Source organism: Phyllobacterium sophorae (assembly GCF_003010965.1).
In the GTDB taxonomy this organism is placed as follows: Bacteria; Pseudomonadota; Alphaproteobacteria; order Rhizobiales; family Rhizobiaceae; genus Phyllobacterium; species Phyllobacterium sophorae.
The window spans coordinates 16,919-32,099 of sequence record NZ_PGGM01000016.1; the positions used below are offsets into that span (position 1 = coordinate 16,919).

The 15,181-nt window shown below is 57.7% G+C and carries 17 protein-coding genes and 1 tRNA gene; 7 read left to right on the top strand and 11 right to left on the bottom strand.

All coding sequences use genetic code 11. The features are described 5' to 3' along the window. Positions 1-45: 45 nt before the first annotated feature. The 4 genes from CU103_RS25765 to CU103_RS25780 all read right to left on the bottom strand — a co-directional run bounded on the left by CU103_RS25765 (position 46) and on the right by CU103_RS25780 (position 2,448). The gene (locus CU103_RS25765; protein WP_106666899.1) at positions 46-459 is read right to left on the bottom strand and encodes a DUF1178 family protein; all 414 of its coding nucleotides are present in this window, start codon (positions 457-459) and stop codon (positions 46-48) included. Continuing rightward, positions 456-1,322, bottom strand: coding sequence for a carbon-nitrogen hydrolase family protein (locus CU103_RS25770; RefSeq protein WP_106666900.1), 867 nt, complete (start codon positions 1,320-1,322; stop codon positions 456-458). Before CU103_RS25770 ends, CU103_RS25765 begins: the two co-directional genes overlap by 4 nt. A gap of 10 nt (positions 1,323-1,332) precedes the next feature. Further along, the gene (grxC, locus tag CU103_RS25775) at positions 1,333-1,602 is read right to left on the bottom strand and encodes a glutaredoxin 3 (protein WP_106666901.1); all 270 of its coding nucleotides are present in this window, start codon (positions 1,600-1,602) and stop codon (positions 1,333-1,335) included. A 78-nt stretch (positions 1,603-1,680) separates the two neighbouring features. Then, the gene (locus tag CU103_RS25780) at positions 1,681-2,448 is read right to left on the bottom strand and encodes a ComF family protein (protein ID WP_106666902.1); all 768 of its coding nucleotides are present in this window, start codon (positions 2,446-2,448) and stop codon (positions 1,681-1,683) included. Positions 2,449-2,511: 63 nt separating this feature from the next. Here CU103_RS25780 and CU103_RS25785 point away from each other — a divergent pair, with 63 nt between their 5' ends. Continuing rightward, positions 2,512-3,396 (top strand): methyltransferase domain-containing protein, encoded by an 885-nt coding sequence (locus tag CU103_RS25785; protein ID WP_106666903.1) that lies wholly within the window; start codon positions 2,512-2,514, stop codon positions 3,394-3,396. Positions 3,397-3,400: 4 nt separating this feature from the next. Here CU103_RS25785 and CU103_RS25790 read toward each other — a convergent pair whose 3' ends face one another. From CU103_RS25790 to CU103_RS25810, 5 genes are all read right to left on the bottom strand, one after another. After that, a complete protein-coding gene (locus tag CU103_RS25790) occupies positions 3,401-3,727 on the bottom strand; it encodes a hypothetical protein (RefSeq protein ID WP_106666904.1) in 327 nt (108 codons plus the stop codon). Positions 3,728-3,807: 80 nt separating this feature from the next. Continuing rightward, positions 3,808-4,215, bottom strand: a complete 408-nt coding sequence (locus CU103_RS25795; RefSeq protein WP_106666905.1) for a (deoxy)nucleoside triphosphate pyrophosphohydrolase — start codon at positions 4,213-4,215, stop codon at positions 3,808-3,810. Then, a complete protein-coding gene (locus CU103_RS25800; RefSeq protein ID WP_106666906.1) occupies positions 4,212-4,964 on the bottom strand; it encodes a GNAT family N-acetyltransferase in 753 nt (250 codons plus the stop codon). Before CU103_RS25800 ends, CU103_RS25795 begins: the two co-directional genes overlap by 4 nt. Before the next feature lie 12 nt (positions 4,965-4,976). Continuing rightward, complete coding sequence (gene argJ, locus CU103_RS25805; RefSeq protein ID WP_106666907.1) at positions 4,977-6,218, bottom strand: bifunctional glutamate N-acetyltransferase/amino-acid acetyltransferase ArgJ; 1,242 nt, start codon at positions 6,216-6,218, stop codon at positions 4,977-4,979. 81 nt (positions 6,219-6,299) lie between these two features. Next, positions 6,300-7,217: a peptidylprolyl isomerase gene (locus CU103_RS25810; RefSeq protein ID WP_106666908.1), complete on the bottom strand. Its 918-nt coding sequence runs from the start codon at positions 7,215-7,217 to the stop codon at positions 6,300-6,302. Between the two features lie 268 nt (positions 7,218-7,485). Here CU103_RS25810 and secA point away from each other — a divergent pair, with 268 nt between their 5' ends. From secA to bspF, 3 genes are all read left to right on the top strand, one after another. Next, positions 7,486-10,212 carry a preprotein translocase subunit SecA gene (gene secA, locus CU103_RS25815; RefSeq protein ID WP_106666909.1) on the top strand — a complete coding sequence of 909 codons (2,727 nt, stop codon included), beginning with the start codon at positions 7,486-7,488 and terminating at the stop codon, positions 10,210-10,212. 143 nt (positions 10,213-10,355) lie between these two features. Beyond that, the gene (locus CU103_RS25820; protein ID WP_106667041.1) at positions 10,356-11,777 is read left to right on the top strand and encodes a lipopolysaccharide biosynthesis protein; all 1,422 of its coding nucleotides are present in this window, start codon (positions 10,356-10,358) and stop codon (positions 11,775-11,777) included. Beyond that, positions 11,777-13,063, top strand: a complete 1,287-nt coding sequence (gene bspF, locus CU103_RS25825) for a type IV secretion system effector crotonyl transferase BspF (protein ID WP_106666910.1) — start codon at positions 11,777-11,779, stop codon at positions 13,061-13,063. Before CU103_RS25820 ends, bspF begins: the two co-directional genes overlap by 1 nt. Before the next feature lie 44 nt (positions 13,064-13,107). On the opposite strand, the gene CU103_RS31215 is transcribed toward bspF, so the two are convergent. Continuing rightward, on the bottom strand, positions 13,108-13,305 hold the full coding sequence (locus tag CU103_RS31215) for a hypothetical protein (RefSeq protein WP_146147873.1): 198 nt from the start codon (positions 13,303-13,305) through the stop codon (positions 13,108-13,110). A gap of 84 nt (positions 13,306-13,389) precedes the next feature. Between CU103_RS31215 and CU103_RS31610 the strand changes: the two genes are divergently transcribed. After that, on the top strand, positions 13,390-13,545 hold the full coding sequence (locus CU103_RS31610) for a hypothetical protein (RefSeq protein ID WP_162707288.1): 156 nt from the start codon (positions 13,390-13,392) through the stop codon (positions 13,543-13,545). Between the two features lie 41 nt (positions 13,546-13,586). On the opposite strand, the gene CU103_RS25830 is transcribed toward CU103_RS31610, so the two are convergent. Beyond that, a tRNA-Leu gene (locus tag CU103_RS25830) sits at positions 13,587-13,671 on the bottom strand. Positions 13,672-13,942: 271 nt separating this feature from the next. Here CU103_RS25830 and CU103_RS25835 point away from each other — a divergent pair. Together CU103_RS25835 and CU103_RS25840 are read left to right on the top strand one after the other, a co-directional pair. Then, entirely contained in the window at positions 13,943-14,533 is a 591-nt protein-coding gene (locus CU103_RS25835) for a YqaA family protein (RefSeq protein WP_106666911.1), read from the top strand. Positions 14,534-14,565: 32 nt separating this feature from the next. Further along, a complete protein-coding gene (locus CU103_RS25840) occupies positions 14,566-15,069 on the top strand; it encodes a disulfide bond formation protein B (RefSeq protein ID WP_106667042.1) in 504 nt (167 codons plus the stop codon). Positions 15,070-15,181 lie beyond the last annotated feature (112 nt).

A 15,181-nucleotide genomic window follows, 5' to 3' on the forward strand; every position in this document is an offset into this window, starting at 1 on the left:
GGGTTCAGTTGGACCACCATAGACATCCGCTTTAACCGGGCAAGATCAATTGTGATCCTCAGGAAAGACTGGTAGCGGCATGACATCGACGCCGTCCTCCAGCAGGGACTTGACCTCCTCCCCCGTGGCCTCCCCGTAAATGCCGCGCTTCTCCACTTCGCCGAAATGGATCTTGCGGGCCTCCTCGGCAAAGTCGCTGCCGACATAGTCGGCATTCTCGCGGACCTTCTGAGCAATCTCCTTCAACTCCGTGACCATTTTGCTCATGGCAACGGCAATTTTTTCTTTTTGCCGGCCGGTGGTCACAGAAGGCGCCATCAATGCTTTCCCGATCTTGTGCGAGCCGCAAACAGGGCACGTCACAAGCCGCTGTTGGGCCTGCGTATCAAAATCATCATTGCTTCGAAACCAGCCTTCAAAATCGTGATCATTGTCGCAATGAAGGGAAAAACGGATCATGACGCCACGACAAGCCTTTCACTCTGGCCGCCGTTCTCAACGACCAGTCCAAATGGACGTGCGTTCTTGAGGTTTGGCACCTTTGCTCGGGCAGCGGCGCTTAAGGCAGGATCGATATCCGCGACGACAACGCCAGGATCCGCATGATCAGCTTCCGCCAGGACCTCACCCCATGGCGCGACTATCATCGAGTGGCCATAGGTCTCGCGGCCATCTTCATGAACACCGCCCTGAGCTGCTGAAATCATAAAGGCACCGTTTTCGATGGCACGGGCGCGCTGCAGCACGTGCCAATGCGCCTCGCCCGTCTGGCGGGTGAAGGCGGCAGGTGCCGTGATGACGGCTGCGCCAGCCAAAGCCTGCGCGCGGAACAATTGCGGGAAGCGGACGTCGTAACAAATTGCGAAACCGAGGCGCGTGAAGGGCAGGTCGATCACCACCGTATCGGCACCAGGCGCATAAACGGCAGACTCACGCCAACTCTCGCCATTGTCGAGATCGACATCGAACATGTGAATCTTGTCGTAGCGCGTGAGGATATTACCGTCCGGTCCAAATAAAAATGCCCGGTTGGCAATCTTGCCATCGTCACGGGCGATCGCCGTTGAGCCAATATGCAGGTGAATTCCATGCTTGGCGGCAAGTTCTGAAGCGGTGCGGACGATGACATCATCGTTCTCGGCCTTCAAGACACTCTGGAGCCCCTTGCGATCCCGCTGCAGGGCACCGGTCATTTCCGGCGTCTGGACGTAAACAGCGCCCTTCCCCACCGCGTCTGCAACATAACCAGCAAGATCGGCGGCATTGCGTTGCGGGTCTACGCCCGAGCGCATCTGGATAGCGGCGGCACGAAATGCACTCATGTCATTATCCTCAAGCGAGTTCGCCGGTTTTCAACAATGTGTCGAGGCGGCCCTGATTTTCCAGCGCATACAGATCGTCGCAGCCGCCGACATGGGTTTCGCCAATGAATATTTGCGGAAAAGTCGTGCGGCCATTGGCGCGTGCCAGCATGTCCTGTCGCGCCGTAGGTTCGATCGTCGCATTATGCTCGACGAACGCAACGCCCTTGTCTGAAAGAAGACCCTTGGCGGCAGTACAATAACCGCAACCGTTACGCGTATAGATTGTTACATCAACCATTCAGATACTCCGCTTTGTCCTCCTATATAGGCATCAAATATTCTGCCGAAAAGACCTGTTCTTTGCGCGAGAACGCCCTCAGACCGATAATTCCTGTCCCAGAACCCGGCCAAAAGTGAGAATATCTACACTTGACGCACCGCCTCTGAGTAAGGCACGCGAAGCCGCTTTCACAGTGGCGCCGGTAGTATAGACATCGTCGATCAGAAGGACATTGCGTCCGCGCACCTTGATCGCCTGCGTCTCCGGCACCTTGAAGGCCCCACGCACATTGGCCGTCCGCTCGTTTGCCCCGAGGCCAACCTGCTGTCTTGTCTGCTTGATGCGTTTCAGCGCATCCGGGTCGAATGTCTTGCCGCTCAAGCTTGCCAGATGGCGGGCCAGTTCTGCGGACTGGTTGAATCTTCGCAACCAGAAGCGCCGTGCATGCAACGGCACAGGGACTATTATATCGCAATCGTTCAGCAACTCCCTGCCGGCCCGCAGCATCCAGCGCGCCATCCAGGGGCCAAGGTCTGTACGGTCATCGTATTTGAGCCGGTGCACCATATCGCGGATGACGCCCTCATGCACCGCAACCGATCGCGCGCGCCGGAATGGCGGCGGATCAGCAATCGCCTCGGCGGAAAGAATCTCGGCGCCGAGGTCGTGGCTGAACGGAATGCCAAGCACCGGGCAGCAAGGTTTTTCGATGAAGCGCACCCTTGACCAGCAGGCGCCACACAAGGTTCCTGGCTCAGCCACGTGTATGTCGCAGCCAGCGCAAATCGGTGGAAACAACAGCCTGAACAGCTGATTTGTCGCCGAGCGTGTCAAAAGAGCTGCTGTTGTTCCAACGGTTTTCATTGCAATTTCACCCGAGGCGACGCATCTACCGTGAGAACTATACAGAGATCAGAGAAATTCGGAATGCATCAGGTCTTCGATCGAAATTTGCTTCTGGCCCGGCGCTTGCGCGCTCTGAAGCAACACGGGCATTCTGCGGATTTTCTGCTTGCGCGCGCTGCCGCCGACCTGGAAGAGCGTCTTTCCGCCGTTGAGCGCAAGTTCGAAATTGCAGTCGATCTTGCAAGCCATACGGATCTTGCGGCACAGGCGCTGCAACGGTCCGGCAAGGCCGCGACGATCGTCCGTGTCGAGCAGGATGCGCGGTTTTTCACCGGAGCATTTCCGGCGGTTGTCGCTGACGAGGAAGCACTGCCGCTCAAACCCGCCGGTGCAGACCTGATCGTCTCGTTGCTTTCGCTGCACCTGACCAACGATACGCCTGGCACGCTCTTGCAAATCCGTCGCGCGTTGAGACCTGACGGCCTGTTTCTCGGGGCGATGGCCGGTGAAAACACCCTGGCGGAATTGCGCGAATGCCTGCTCGTGGCAGAGAGCGAGATATTTGGTGGCGCCGCGCCAAGGGTTGCACCCTTTGCCGATGTCCGCGATGCCGGAGGCTTGCTGCAGCGTGCCGGGTTCACCTTGCCGGTCACAGATATCGAGAGCTATACGGTACGCTATGATTCGGCCTTCGCATTGATGCGCGACTTGCGCGCCATGGGCATGCAGAACGCGTTGACCGGCCGGTCGCGGCGGCCGTTGACACGGCACTTCTTTGCGCGGGTCGCAGAGGTCTATGCGGACCGCTTCAGCGACCCCGATGGCCGGATCAGAGCGACATTCTCGTTCATCTGGATGTCCGGCTGGGCCGCGCACGAATCGCAGCAGAAGCCGCTGAAGCCGGGCTCGGCCAAGGCGTCGCTTGCCGATTTTCTCAAGGATGTGGAATCGCTCGAAAAGAAATAGGTTCTCAGCAGTCGCCGCTTTTCGACCCGTCGCTGTTGAGGATGCAGACGGCATTCGGCGATCTTTGCAGCACGCTGCGGCGGACGGTAAAGGTGGATGCAGCCGGATCGGCCTTTTTGATCGATCCCGTCGCGATTTCGTCGATGGAACGACCAGTCGAGTAGTCGACCACGGCTTGCGATCCGCGGTCGGCAAGCGGCGCAATGATCAGCGCCAATGCGATAGCCGCCGAACCGAACAACAGCGTGATCCGCAACAGACCCATCCCTGCGCCCGAGAGAGTTCTCGACAGCAACAGCTCGTCGTCACGATAGTCGTTCTTGCGCCCCATGCCCCACCTGAAAATACGCCTTCAGAATTGACTAAAAGTCGCTCAATCAGGTGAAGGAGTCATTAACAATTGGCAAAGAATTACAGCAGATCGATGAGAAACGGAATGAGCGGGATGTCGGCAGGCGGCATCGGATAATCGCGCATATCCTTCGGTTTTACCCATTTCAAAACCTGCCCTTCCATGGAACGCGGGATGCCCTCATACCGCCTGCATATGAAAAGCGGCATCAGCAGATGAAACGTTTCATAGGTATGGCTGGCAAAGGTCAGCGGTGCGAGGCAGGCGGGTTTAACAGTAATGCCGAGTTCTTCGCGCAGTTCGCGGATCAAGCTCTCTTCCGGCGTTTCGCCCGGATCGACCTTGCCGCCCGGGAATTCCCACAGGCCGGCAAGTGACTTGCCTTCAGGACGTTGCGTCAGCAGTACCCTGCCGTCGGCATCAACCAGCGCGCAAGCGGTCACCAGCAGGATCGGATGTTCGCTCATGTGTCCGGAGCCTGACGGTAAGCATAGCGATAGGCTTCGTTGAAGCCCATATGCTCGTACAATTTGATGGCACCGGTATTCGCCACCTCCACCTGCAGCCAGGCCCTCCTGGCACCGTGCTGCACGGCCCACTTCAGTGCAGACTTGATGATGGCCCGGCCGAGCCCCGCACGGCGGCGATTTGCTGCCGTGCCAATATTGAACAGCCCCGCCAGCGTGCCATCATGGACGCAAATCGCGGTTGATACCGGCACCGCACCCTCTTCGATGACAAACAGGCCCTTGGAGGGCCGTATCGCATTGATGACTTCGAACAGTCCCGGCTTCAGGGCAGAATTTTCACCCTGCACCTGCAACGCCGCGTCAATGAACCGGCCGATATCTTTCAGCGGTATCTGGTCGAGCGCACCGGAGAGATCGACATTTGCCAGATCCACGGTCATGACCATCGATTCATCGAAACGCGCCCAACCGAGATCGTCCAGATACTGGTCCAGTTCTTTTGGCGCGAGTGGCGACAGGCGGAAAACAGGCGGCCTGCCATAGGCGCGAAACCGCTGAGCGGCGCGGGTCACCCGCTGCTCCATATTGGCGATATCGCCGGGGTCGAGGGGATTGACCGAGTTCAAGCGCTTGGAAGGATGGCTTGCCGTCATGCGAATGGCCCAACTTCCGTCGTAGTGGACGGAGGAAGCGGGCCAGGCCCGAAACCCAACCGCCTCAATCTGCCTGATTTGGGCTAACTGCATCCGTAATCCTTGTCAGCTACGGTAATCACCGTTGATCGCCACATATTCCTTGGTCAGGTCGCAAGTCCAGACAGTTGCCTTGCCTTTGCCGAGACCGATATCGACACGGATTTTGATATCGTCATTCTTCATGTAAGCGGAGGTTGCTTCTTCCGAGTAGTCCGGATCGCGCTCGCCTTCGCGGGCAACGCGGATATCGCCGAACCAGATCGCCAGGCGATCCCGGTCTGCCGGTTCACCTGCCTTGCCGACGGCCATGACGATACGGCCCCAATTGGCATCTTCGCCCGCCGCGGCCGTCTTGACCAGCGGCGAATTGGCGATGGAAAGGGCGATGCGCTTGGCCGACCGGTCCGAGGTCGCTCCAGTCACCGTGATCTCCAGCATCTTGCGCGCGCCCTCGCCATCGCGCACCACCTGCAAGGCGAGGCTTTTCAGTACCCGGTCGAGCGCCTTGCTGAAATCCTTCAGCCGCTTGTCCTTGACCTTGGTTACCCGCTCAGCACCGCGTTCGGCAGCGGAGCCCGTTGCAAAGAGCAGCAGTGTGTCTGACGTCGAAGTATCACTGTCGACGGTCACGGAATTGAAACTCTTGCCGACGGATTTCGACAACAGCGCTTGCAGGACATCCGAATCGATCGGTGCGTCCGTGGCAACAAAGGAAAGCATCGTCGCCATGTCCGGCGCGATCATGCCGGCGCCCTTGGCAATACCGTTTATCGTAACCGGCACTCCGCCCAGCAGAACCGTTTCCGTTGCAACCTTCGGAAAGGTGTCCGTCGTCATGATGGCACTGGCGGCTTCCTGCCAGCGGCTCGTGACGGCGTTCCTGGTCATGTCGGCCAAGAGATGACTGAACTTTCCAGCGTCAAGCGGCTCGCCAATAACGCCCGTTGAAGCGAGGAAAACTTCGCCCGGCTTGCAGTCGACGGCCTTTGCCGCAGCCGCAGCAGTCAATTTGGTCGATTCCCTGCCTTTTTTGCCGGTGAACGCATTGGCATTGCCGGAATTGACCACGACGGCCCGTGCCTTACCGCCACCAAGGCTGCTACGGCAGAAATCCACGGCTGCCGAAGGACACTTTGACCTGGTGAATACCCCCGCCACCGCGGCCGGCTTGTCAAACACGATAAGCAGAACATCGGTTCGGCCTTTGTATTTGATACCGGCTTCAGCGGTTGCGATCCTCACCCCATGGATTTCCGGCATGGCCGGATAATGTTTCGGAGCCAGTGGAGAGACAGTCGTCGACATTGGTTACCTCGAAAAGAGCGTTTCGCAAGGTTGGGTCAGGGCTGAAAGAAAGGCCCGGTGAAGACCGGGCCCATTCCAATGTTACTGCTGTGCCTCGGTCGCGGCCTTGATCGCCTTTTCCGTTTCCGGATCGGTATATTCGATCTTCAGGTCAGCACGGTCCTTCTTGACCAATTCCATGTAGCGCTCACGAATGAGGATGGACTTGACCTGGTCCTTCACCTGATCGAACGCCGGCGGCTGCTGCGGGCGCTTGTCTTCCAGTTTGATCACGTGAAATCCGAACTGTGTCTGAACCGGTTCCTTGGTGTACTTGCCGATTTCGAGGGCATTGGCTGCCTTGTCGAATTCCGGCACCATCTGGCCGGGACCGAAGTAACCGAGATCGCCGCCCTGGGCGGCCGAACCATCCGTCGACTTTTCCTTGGCAACATCTTCGAAGGAGGCTCCGCCATCGAGCTGCTTGATGATTGCTTCCGCTTCTTCCTTCGTCTTTACCAGAATGTGACGGGCGCGAACTTCGTTCTGGGCTGGCATTGCTGCCATTTCCTTGTCGTAGCGGGCACGCACGTCGGCGTCAGTGATCTTGTCGACGACCTGCTGCTTGAAGTAGTCGTTGTGCAGAGCGCGGTCTTTCAGGAATTCCATGCGAGCCTTGAATTCCGGAGTCTGATCCAGCTTCTCGGTCTCGGCCTTGGCCGAAAGCGACTTGATGTCAATAATCGCGGCCAGAGCGGCCAAACGCCGCTGATCGTCGGGCAGACGCGCAAATTGGGGATCGAGGTCCGTGGAAATCTGATCGACATCCTTCTGCGTGATCTTGGTGCCATTGATTGTTGCCAATACCTTGTTGGGATCCGCCTTCGCAGCATCCGCCTGAGCGGCGTCCGGCTTGGCAGGGTCCGTCTTGCCGGTGTCCTGGGCTATTGCCACAGAGGAAATACCGGTCAAAAATACGGCAGCAGTCATAAATGAAAGGGTTTTGCGCAATTGGTTCATGGGTCAATTTCTCCTTGGGAGGACCGGTACGGGCTATGAATACGGCAGAATTTTGCCACGATGCAGCAATAACAGCGTGCTGCTTCAACATTGACATCATTCAAGCCCCCTCTTATCTGTCCAACGGCTTTGCGTCCAGATAGCTTGGCAACGGATATGCTTGGTACATGGGGCATGATGCCTGCACAGTATCAGCTGTTTCAAAAGCCGGGCGGCGGGTAATTAAATGTCAGATTTATCTGACAAAACGAATTAGAGAGGACCAGGGATGGTCAGTTTCGGCGGCCTTGCCCGCAAGATTTTCGGCTCTTCCAATGAGCGCCGTGTCAAGAGCTTCAAACCCCGCGTTGATGCAATCAATGCGCTTGAAGCGGAAATTTCATCACTTACCGATGAACAGTTGAAGGCAAAGACCGCTGAATTCCGCGCGAAACTTGCCGAAGGGACAAAACTTGACGATCTGCTCGTCCCGGCTTTTGCCGTGGTGCGCGAGGCGGCCAAGCGTGTCCTCGGCATGCGTCCCTTTGACGTACAGCTGATCGGCGGCATGGTCCTGCACAATGGCGGCATTTCTGAAATGCGTACCGGCGAAGGCAAGACGCTCGTTGCGACCTTGCCAGTCTACCTCAACGCGCTTGAGGGCAAGGGCGTGCATGTCGTGACCGTCAACGACTACCTCGCGACCCGCGATGCGCACTGGATGGGCCAGGTCTATAATTTCCTCGGCCTCACCTACGGCATTATTGTCCACGGACTCGATGACGAGGAACGTGCCACCGCCTATCGTGCGGACATCACCTACGCCACAAACAACGAACTCGGCTTTGACTACCTGCGCGATAACATGAAATATGAGCGCGCCCAGATGGTGCAGCGGCCGCATCATTACGCGATCGTCGACGAAGTTGACTCGATCCTCGTCGATGAAGCCCGCACGCCGCTGATCATTTCCGGCCCGCTGGATGACCGCTCCGACTTCTACAATCTCATCGATACGTTTATCCTGCCGCTGAGACCGGAAGATTACGAGATCGACGAAAAGCAGAAGACGGCCATCTTCACCGAGGAAGGTACCGAGAAGCTTGAGAACCTGCTCAAGGCAGCCGGGCATCTCAAGGGCGAAGGTCTATACGACATCGAGAATGTTGCTGTCGTGCATCACGTCAACAATGCGTTGCGCGCCCACAAGCTTTTCCAGAAGGACAAGGACTACATCGTCCGCAATGACGAGATCGTCATTATCGATGAGTTCACCGGCCGCATGATGCCGGGCCGCCGCTTTTCTGAAGGCCTGCATCAGGCACTCGAAGCCAAGGAACACGTGACGATCCAGCCGGAAAATCAGACACTGGCCTCGATCACGTTCCAGAACTATTTCCGCATGTACAAGAAGCTTGCCGGCATGACCGGCACCGCCTCCACCGAAGCGGAAGAGTTCGGCAATATTTATGGCCTCGAGGTCACGGAAATCCCGACCAATCTTCCTGTTCAGCGGGCCGACGAGGACGATGAGGTCTACCGGACTGTCGAGGAGAAATACAAGGCGATCGTTCGCGATATCCGCGAGGCAACCGCCAAGGGCCAGCCTATCCTCGTTGGCACCACGTCGATCGAAAAATCCGAACAGCTTGCAGAGCGCCTGCGCAAGGAGGGCTTCAAGGACTTCCAGGTTCTCAACGCCCGTTACCATGAGCAAGAAGCCTATATCGTCGCCCAGGCCGGCGTACCCGGCGCAATCACCATCGCCACGAACATGGCTGGCCGCGGCACCGATATTCAGCTCGGCGGCAATGTGGAAATGCGTATCGCGCGGGAACTCGACGATATGCCGCATGGTGAAGAGCGCAAGGCCAAGGAAGCTGCCATTCGCGATGACATTGCCCGTCTGAAAGAGAAGGCGCTGGCCGCCGGCGGTCTTTACGTCCTGGCGACCGAGCGGCACGAAAGCCGCCGCATTGACAACCAGTTGCGCGGCCGTTCCGGCCGTCAGGGTGATCCGGGGCGTTCGAAATTCTTCCTGTCGCTTCAGGATGATCTGATGCGTATTTTCGGCTCCGAACGCATGGACGGCATGCTGCAGAAGCTCGGCCTGAAGGAGGACGAAGCCATCGTCCATCCCTGGATCAACAAGGCGCTGGAAAAGGCGCAGAAGAAGGTGGAAGCGCGAAATTTCGACATCCGCAAGAATCTTCTCAAATATGACGACGTGATGAATGATCAGCGCAAGGTGATCTTTGAGCAGCGCATCGAGCTGATGGACAGCACCAACCTCAGCGAAACGACCAAGGAAATGCGCGAAGATGTGGTCGATGACCTGATTTCGCGGCATACGCCTGAAGGTGCCTACGCGGAGCAGTGGAATATCAAGCAGCTCGACGAGGACGTACGCAATATTCTCAACCTCGATCTGCCGATCACCGAATGGGCACTCGAAGACGGCATTACACCGGATGATATTCGTGAACGCCTGACGGATGCAGTGGAGAAGGCAGCCGCGGATCGTGCCGAACGTTTCGGCCCGGAGATCATGGCCTATGTCGAGAAATCGGTCATCCTTCAGACCCTGGATGCCTTGTGGCGCGAACATCTCGTCAATCTGGATCATCTCCGTTCCGTTGTCGGCTTCCGTGGTTATGCCCAGCGTGACCCGCTGAACGAGTACAAGACGGAAGGTTTCGAGCTCTTCCAGACGATGCTGATCAATCTGCGCCAAAACGTGACGACGCAGCTGATGCGCGTCGAAATCGTGCGCGAAGCGGCAAGTGCCCCGGAGCCGGCCCTGCCGGTGATGGAAGGTCACCACATCGATGGCTTTACTGGTGAGGATGATTTCGGCGAGGGCAGTGTTCTTGCGGTGCAGGAAGATTTGCGTGTCGTCGATCCGGCGGACCGCGACCCCGACAATCCGCAGACCTGGGGCAAGATTGGCCGCAACGAGGCCTGCCCCTGCGGCTCCGGCAAGAAATACAAGCACTGTCACGGCGCCTTCGTCTGACAATCACTGACAATCACCGAAAAGGCCGCACTCATGATGCGGCCTTTTTGCATGGTTTCCAAAGCAGAACCCGTTGACTTTTCGAACCGTTTCTAAAGGTTTACGGGTTATAGCGTCTGGCATTGGAACGATTGGAGCTGCCCTTGCGAATTTCTGCGGTCGGAGCTGCGGTCCGGTTTTTGCCGGAAAAATTGTCACAGCAGCTTAATCCGTGGCTCTTGCGCGTGGATCAGATGCTTGACGGATCAACCGAGCACGCCGTTGCACAGCGTGTTTCGCTGATCGCGTTTTTCGTGCGCATTGTCAGCGCAGCCATTGCCCTCGTCTCGCAGGTGATTTTCGCACGCTGGATGGGCCAGTTCGAATACGGCATCTTTGTCCTGGTGTGGGTAACGGTCGTCATTCTCGGCAATCTGTCGTGCCTGGGATTCCAGACCAGCATCATCCGCTTCGTGCCGGAATATCTCGAGCGCCAGCAACTGGATCACTTGCGCGGCATGCTGTTTACCAGCAAGGCCTTTGCACTGGGCCTGACCACGTGCATTGCGCTGGCGGGCGCGGCTGGCGTCTACTTCTTCCGCGAAACGATCGAATCCTACTACGTCGCGCCATTCATGATCGGCTTCATCTGCCTGCCGATGATTGCGCTTGGCGACACGCTCGATGGAACGGCGCGATCGCGGTCGTGGGCGTTCGTCGCCCTCACGCCAACCTACATCATCCGGCCGGTTCTCACCTTGCTGGTGATGAGCATCCTGCATATTACCGGCTTCGCTCCAACTGCGGTAACGGCCGTATCCTCGGCGATCATCGCAACCTATACGACAACGCTGTTTCAGTTGCTTGTCGTCAACCACAGGTTCCGCACCGTCGTCGCGCCCGGCGCGAGGCAAATCCGCTTTGGCGAGTGGTTTGCCGTCTCGCTGCCCATCTTCCTGGTCGAAGGATTTTTCTTCCTGCTCACCAATGCCGACGTCCTGATGGTCGGGCGCTTCATGGACCCCGACAAGGTCGCGACCTATTTCGCCACGGTGAAGCTGCTCGCATTGGTGCATTTCGTCTATTTTTCAGTGAAGGCAGGCGCTGCGCAGCGTTATTCGGAACTGATGCACAGCCATGACAATGTTCAATTGGCGCAATTCGCACGGGACACTGCGCGCTGGACCTTCTGGCCGTCACTCGGGATGGCAATCGTCCTGCTGCTGCTTGGAAAACCACTGCTCTACCTCTTCGGCGCCCAGTTCACCGATGGCTATCCATTGCTGTTCGTTCTGGTGATCGGCGTTGTCGCCCGCGCTTCGGTCGGCCCGGCGGAGAGCCTCCTCAACATGGCCGGCAAGCAAAAAATCTGCGCCATGGTCTATGCCGTCACACTGATTGTTAACATCTGTCTCAGCATTGTATTGATACCGGTTTATGGCCTCGCTGGCGCCGCATTCGCCACTGCCTTCTCGATGGTATTTGAGGCGGTGACACTCGCGCTGACTGTTTACAATCGTCTGAACATCACCATGTTCGTGTTTGCCGGCAGGACGAATGCAAGTCCTGCCAAGGAAGAAATCTGATGGCAGCCATACCGCTTCTCGAAGAATTGGCCGGGGGTCCCTCCTCGCAGATCATTGCACAGCTCTCGGGATTCGATCACCCGCACGATGCGGCAAAGCAGATAGAGGAGACCCTGGGAAATCGCGGCGTACCGCGCAAGCTCTCCGTCTACTCGGCCTCTGCCGGCTTCGAACTGCTCGATGAACTCGAATACCTGACCTACAGAACCGTCGAGCCCAATATCTTCTTCAATCCGCGCTTCCTGGCGCCGGCCATGCCGCGTCTCGATGACCGGCAAGTCCGTTTCATGGTCATGCGCGACGAAAATGACGTGAAAAGCCGTCTGCGCTTCCTCATGCCCTATACAATCGAACGGCCCGGCTTCACCGTGTCGGCCTCGATCCTGCGCGCCTGGGCCACACCCTTTGGCCCCCAGGGCACACCGCTGATCGACAGGGACGATCCTGTCGGCGTACTCAACGATCTGTTCGATATGCTGGCGCGCAAGCACCTCAAATTCCCCGATATTCTCGTCCTTCCCGATGTATTGCTGAACCGTCCGGTGGCGCAGCTGATCCGCTCGGTTGCCATGGACCGCAATCTTCCGCTCGTGTCCGTCAATCAGGTCGAACGCCCGTTCCTCGAAAGCGCCAAGGAAGGCGAGGAATACCTGCGTGATGCGATCGGCCCGCGCCACGCCAAGGAATATCGCAGGCTTTGGCGCCGTCTTTCAGAAAAGGGCAAGCTGACCTATACAGTGAGCCGCAGCGGTGAGGATATCCGCCTCAAGCTGGAAGAGTTTCTGGCGCTGGAAGCCAGCGGCTGGAAGGGCCAGCGCGGCTCGGCGATGGCCGTCGATCGTTTCCGCGCCGCCTTTGCCCGCGAAGCCGTCAATAACCTCGCCGCCCGCGATCTGGCCCGCATTCACACGCTCGAACTTGAGGGCAAGACCATCGCCGTGCTCGTCGTCTTTGTCGAAGCCGGCGAGGCCTGGACCTGGAAGACCGCTTATGACGAGAGTCTGGCGGCCTATTCACCCGGCGTTCTCCTGATGATCGAGATGCTCAAGAACCACCTTGATGACCCGAACATCGACCGGACCGATTCCTGCGCCGTGCCCGACCACCCCGTCGCCTCGCGGCTGTTTCAGGAACGGGAGCCCATCGGCACGCTCGTGATCGGATTGACGCCGGCGGCGGATCGCGCTGCACGGCAGGCAGCGTCGCAGCTTCACCTCTACCGGCGCACGCAAAATCTTGCGCGTGTCGTCCGGGAACGTCTGCGCGATCTGACGCGGCGGAAATAGGGGCTTTCCGGAAAATTACACCTGAGCCGCCGCAGTGTGGTAGGCTATCCTGCTAGAAACCGACTTTCATCATCATTGATGGCTGTCCCGCACGGGAACCGGCCACCATTGCTGGAGGGTTGATCCATCATGCGTATCGCGCTGTTAGCGGCAACGGTTTTGATGATATTAACTGGCTGCGCTTCATCAGGAAATGTCAGTCCGCTGGTGTTCTGCGACACCCCCGGTTCTTTTAAATCCACGGCAACTACCCACTGCACGCCGCGGCTCGGCCACAAATACTAAGACGTCGCCTGCCGCGTATCCGGTCTGAAAGGGTTGAACACATGACACGTATTGCGATGCTTTTGGCAGCCTTGTTGATGATTTTGCCCGGCTGCACTTCGTCCGGCAACGTTAGCCCACTGGTATTCTGTGATCGGCCAAGCGACTTTGGTGCCAAGGTGTTCACCAATTGCACCTACCGCGTGAACGACTACTGAATTTCCGCGAGCAACCAGAAATCGGGCTTTTGCCCTGCTAGTGGTGCCCCCTGCCGGAATCGAACCAGCACTCCTTTCGGAACCTGATTTTGAGTCAGGCGCGTCTACCAATTCCGCCAAGGGGGCCGCCAGACAGGCGTCGATCTGGGCGAACCAAATCCGTGAAAGCCAAATACATGCAGAGGCGGCCTTCGGTCAACACCAATAAGACGTTTTCTCGATGATAACGCACTCGTGTGTTGCTGCACTGGCAGCGGACCACTAAAGGCGACACGCGGGATCGGGCAAAAGTGCAACGCCGGGCCGCTAAATTTGAGCGAAACGATTCCATTCGGGCGAAGTTTGCTCTAAAGATCACCGGCCTTTTCCAAACAACTCCCCCGACAGGAACCCACTTATGCTGCGCAGACTTTACGATTGGACGATGTCTCTTGCCGCGCGCAAATCGGCGGAAGTCTGGCTCGCAATCATCGCCTTCGTCGAAAGTTCGGTGTTTCTCGTCCCGGCCGATGTGCTTTACCTTCCTATGGCGCTGGCACGGCCCGATCGCGCCTATCGCTATGCACTCGTGGCAACCCTCGCGTCGGTCCTCGGTGGCATAGCCGGCTGGCTTCTCGGCTATTACGCCTATGAGACATTGGCAAAACCCATTCTTGAAATGTACGGCAAGCTGGACGCTTTCGAGCAGTTGCGCGGTTCTACCAGCGCCGATGCGATCCTCCTTCTGCTGGTTACATCGGGGCTTGCCCATCTGCCGCCCATCAAGGTCGTGACCATCCTTTCCGGAGCCGCCGCGATCAATATCTGGCTGTTCATCGCCTCGGCGATCATCGCGCGCGGCGCACGCTTCTTTTTCCTCGCCTGGCTGCTGCGCCGCTATGGCGAACCAATTCGTCACTTCATCGAGAAGCGGCTGGGCCTGATCGCAAGCGCGGCCGCAGCCGTCCTAATTTTGCTCTATGCCTTGTTCCATTATTATCACCTGTGATTCAGATCATGAATGAGGACGTCAAATACATCATGGCTACCACCAGTACCTCCGCCCACCTCAAGACCGCCATCTTCCTCTTGCTGGCCATGATCGTCACAGTCGGATCTGCACTCGGTTTTCAATATATCGGCGGCTATCTTCCCTGCAAATTGTGCCTGGAACAGCGCTATCCCTACTATGCCGGAATCCCGCTGATGGCGCTCGCGGTGGCTTCGTCAAGCTTGAAATGGCCTGCCGGTCTCACACGTCTTCTGCTGGCACTCGGCGGAATCCTGATGCTCATCGGACTGGGACTGGCGATTTTCCACGCTGGCGTGGAGTGGAAGTTCTGGGCCGGCCCGACGGATTGTACTGCGGTTTCCATGTCGATCACGACAGACGCAGGCAATCTGCTCAATGACATGAATGCCGTTCATCCGCCCGCATGCGATACCGCGGCGCTGCGTGTGCTCGGCCTTTCCTTTGCCGGCTGGAACGCAATCGCGAGCCTTGTTCTGATGACAGTCGCTTTCCGGGGGGCTAGAAAAGCCTAGATACGCTTTCTTGAATCTCAAGAGCGTAGTTGAGACCTTCTGACAATTCAGCCCGGTGAGTCAGCTGGTGCGGTTTTCGAGAACCGGAGCGCAGCGTACGTATAGTACGTGA

Coding starts and splice junctions, on each gene's coding strand:
- argJ (WP_106666907.1), bottom strand. CDS start 6,218: ATGTCGACGACTGTCTCTCCACTGGCTCCGAAACATTATCCGGCCATG.
- CU103_RS25770 (WP_106666900.1), bottom strand. CDS start 1,322: ATGAGTGCATTTCGTGCCGCCGCTATCCAGATGCGCTCGGGCGTAGAC.
- CU103_RS25795 (WP_106666905.1), bottom strand. CDS start 4,215: ATGAGCGAACATCCGATCCTGCTGGTGACCGCTTGCGCGCTGGTTGAT.
- CU103_RS25785 (WP_106666903.1), top strand. CDS start 2,512: ATGCATCAGGTCTTCGATCGAAATTTGCTTCTGGCCCGGCGCTTGCGC.
- CU103_RS25835 (WP_106666911.1), top strand. CDS start 13,943: ATGCTGCGCAGACTTTACGATTGGACGATGTCTCTTGCCGCGCGCAAA.
- CU103_RS25780 (WP_106666902.1), bottom strand. CDS start 2,448: ATGAAAACCGTTGGAACAACAGCAGCTCTTTTGACACGCTCGGCGACA.
- secA (WP_106666909.1), top strand. CDS start 7,486: ATGGTCAGTTTCGGCGGCCTTGCCCGCAAGATTTTCGGCTCTTCCAAT.
- CU103_RS25810 (WP_106666908.1), bottom strand. CDS start 7,217: ATGAACCAATTGCGCAAAACCCTTTCATTTATGACTGCTGCCGTATTT.
- CU103_RS25765 (WP_106666899.1), bottom strand. CDS start 459: ATGATCCGTTTTTCCCTTCATTGCGACAATGATCACGATTTTGAAGGC.
- CU103_RS25790 (WP_106666904.1), bottom strand. CDS start 3,727: ATGGGGCGCAAGAACGACTATCGTGACGACGAGCTGTTGCTGTCGAGA.
- CU103_RS31610 (WP_162707288.1), top strand. CDS start 13,390: ATGACACGTATTGCGATGCTTTTGGCAGCCTTGTTGATGATTTTGCCC.
- bspF (WP_106666910.1), top strand. CDS start 11,777: ATGGCAGCCATACCGCTTCTCGAAGAATTGGCCGGGGGTCCCTCCTCG.
- grxC (WP_106666901.1), bottom strand. CDS start 1,602: ATGGTTGATGTAACAATCTATACGCGTAACGGTTGCGGTTATTGTACT.
- CU103_RS25800 (WP_106666906.1), bottom strand. CDS start 4,964: ATGCAGTTAGCCCAAATCAGGCAGATTGAGGCGGTTGGGTTTCGGGCC.
- CU103_RS25840 (WP_106667042.1), top strand. CDS start 14,566: ATGGCTACCACCAGTACCTCCGCCCACCTCAAGACCGCCATCTTCCTC.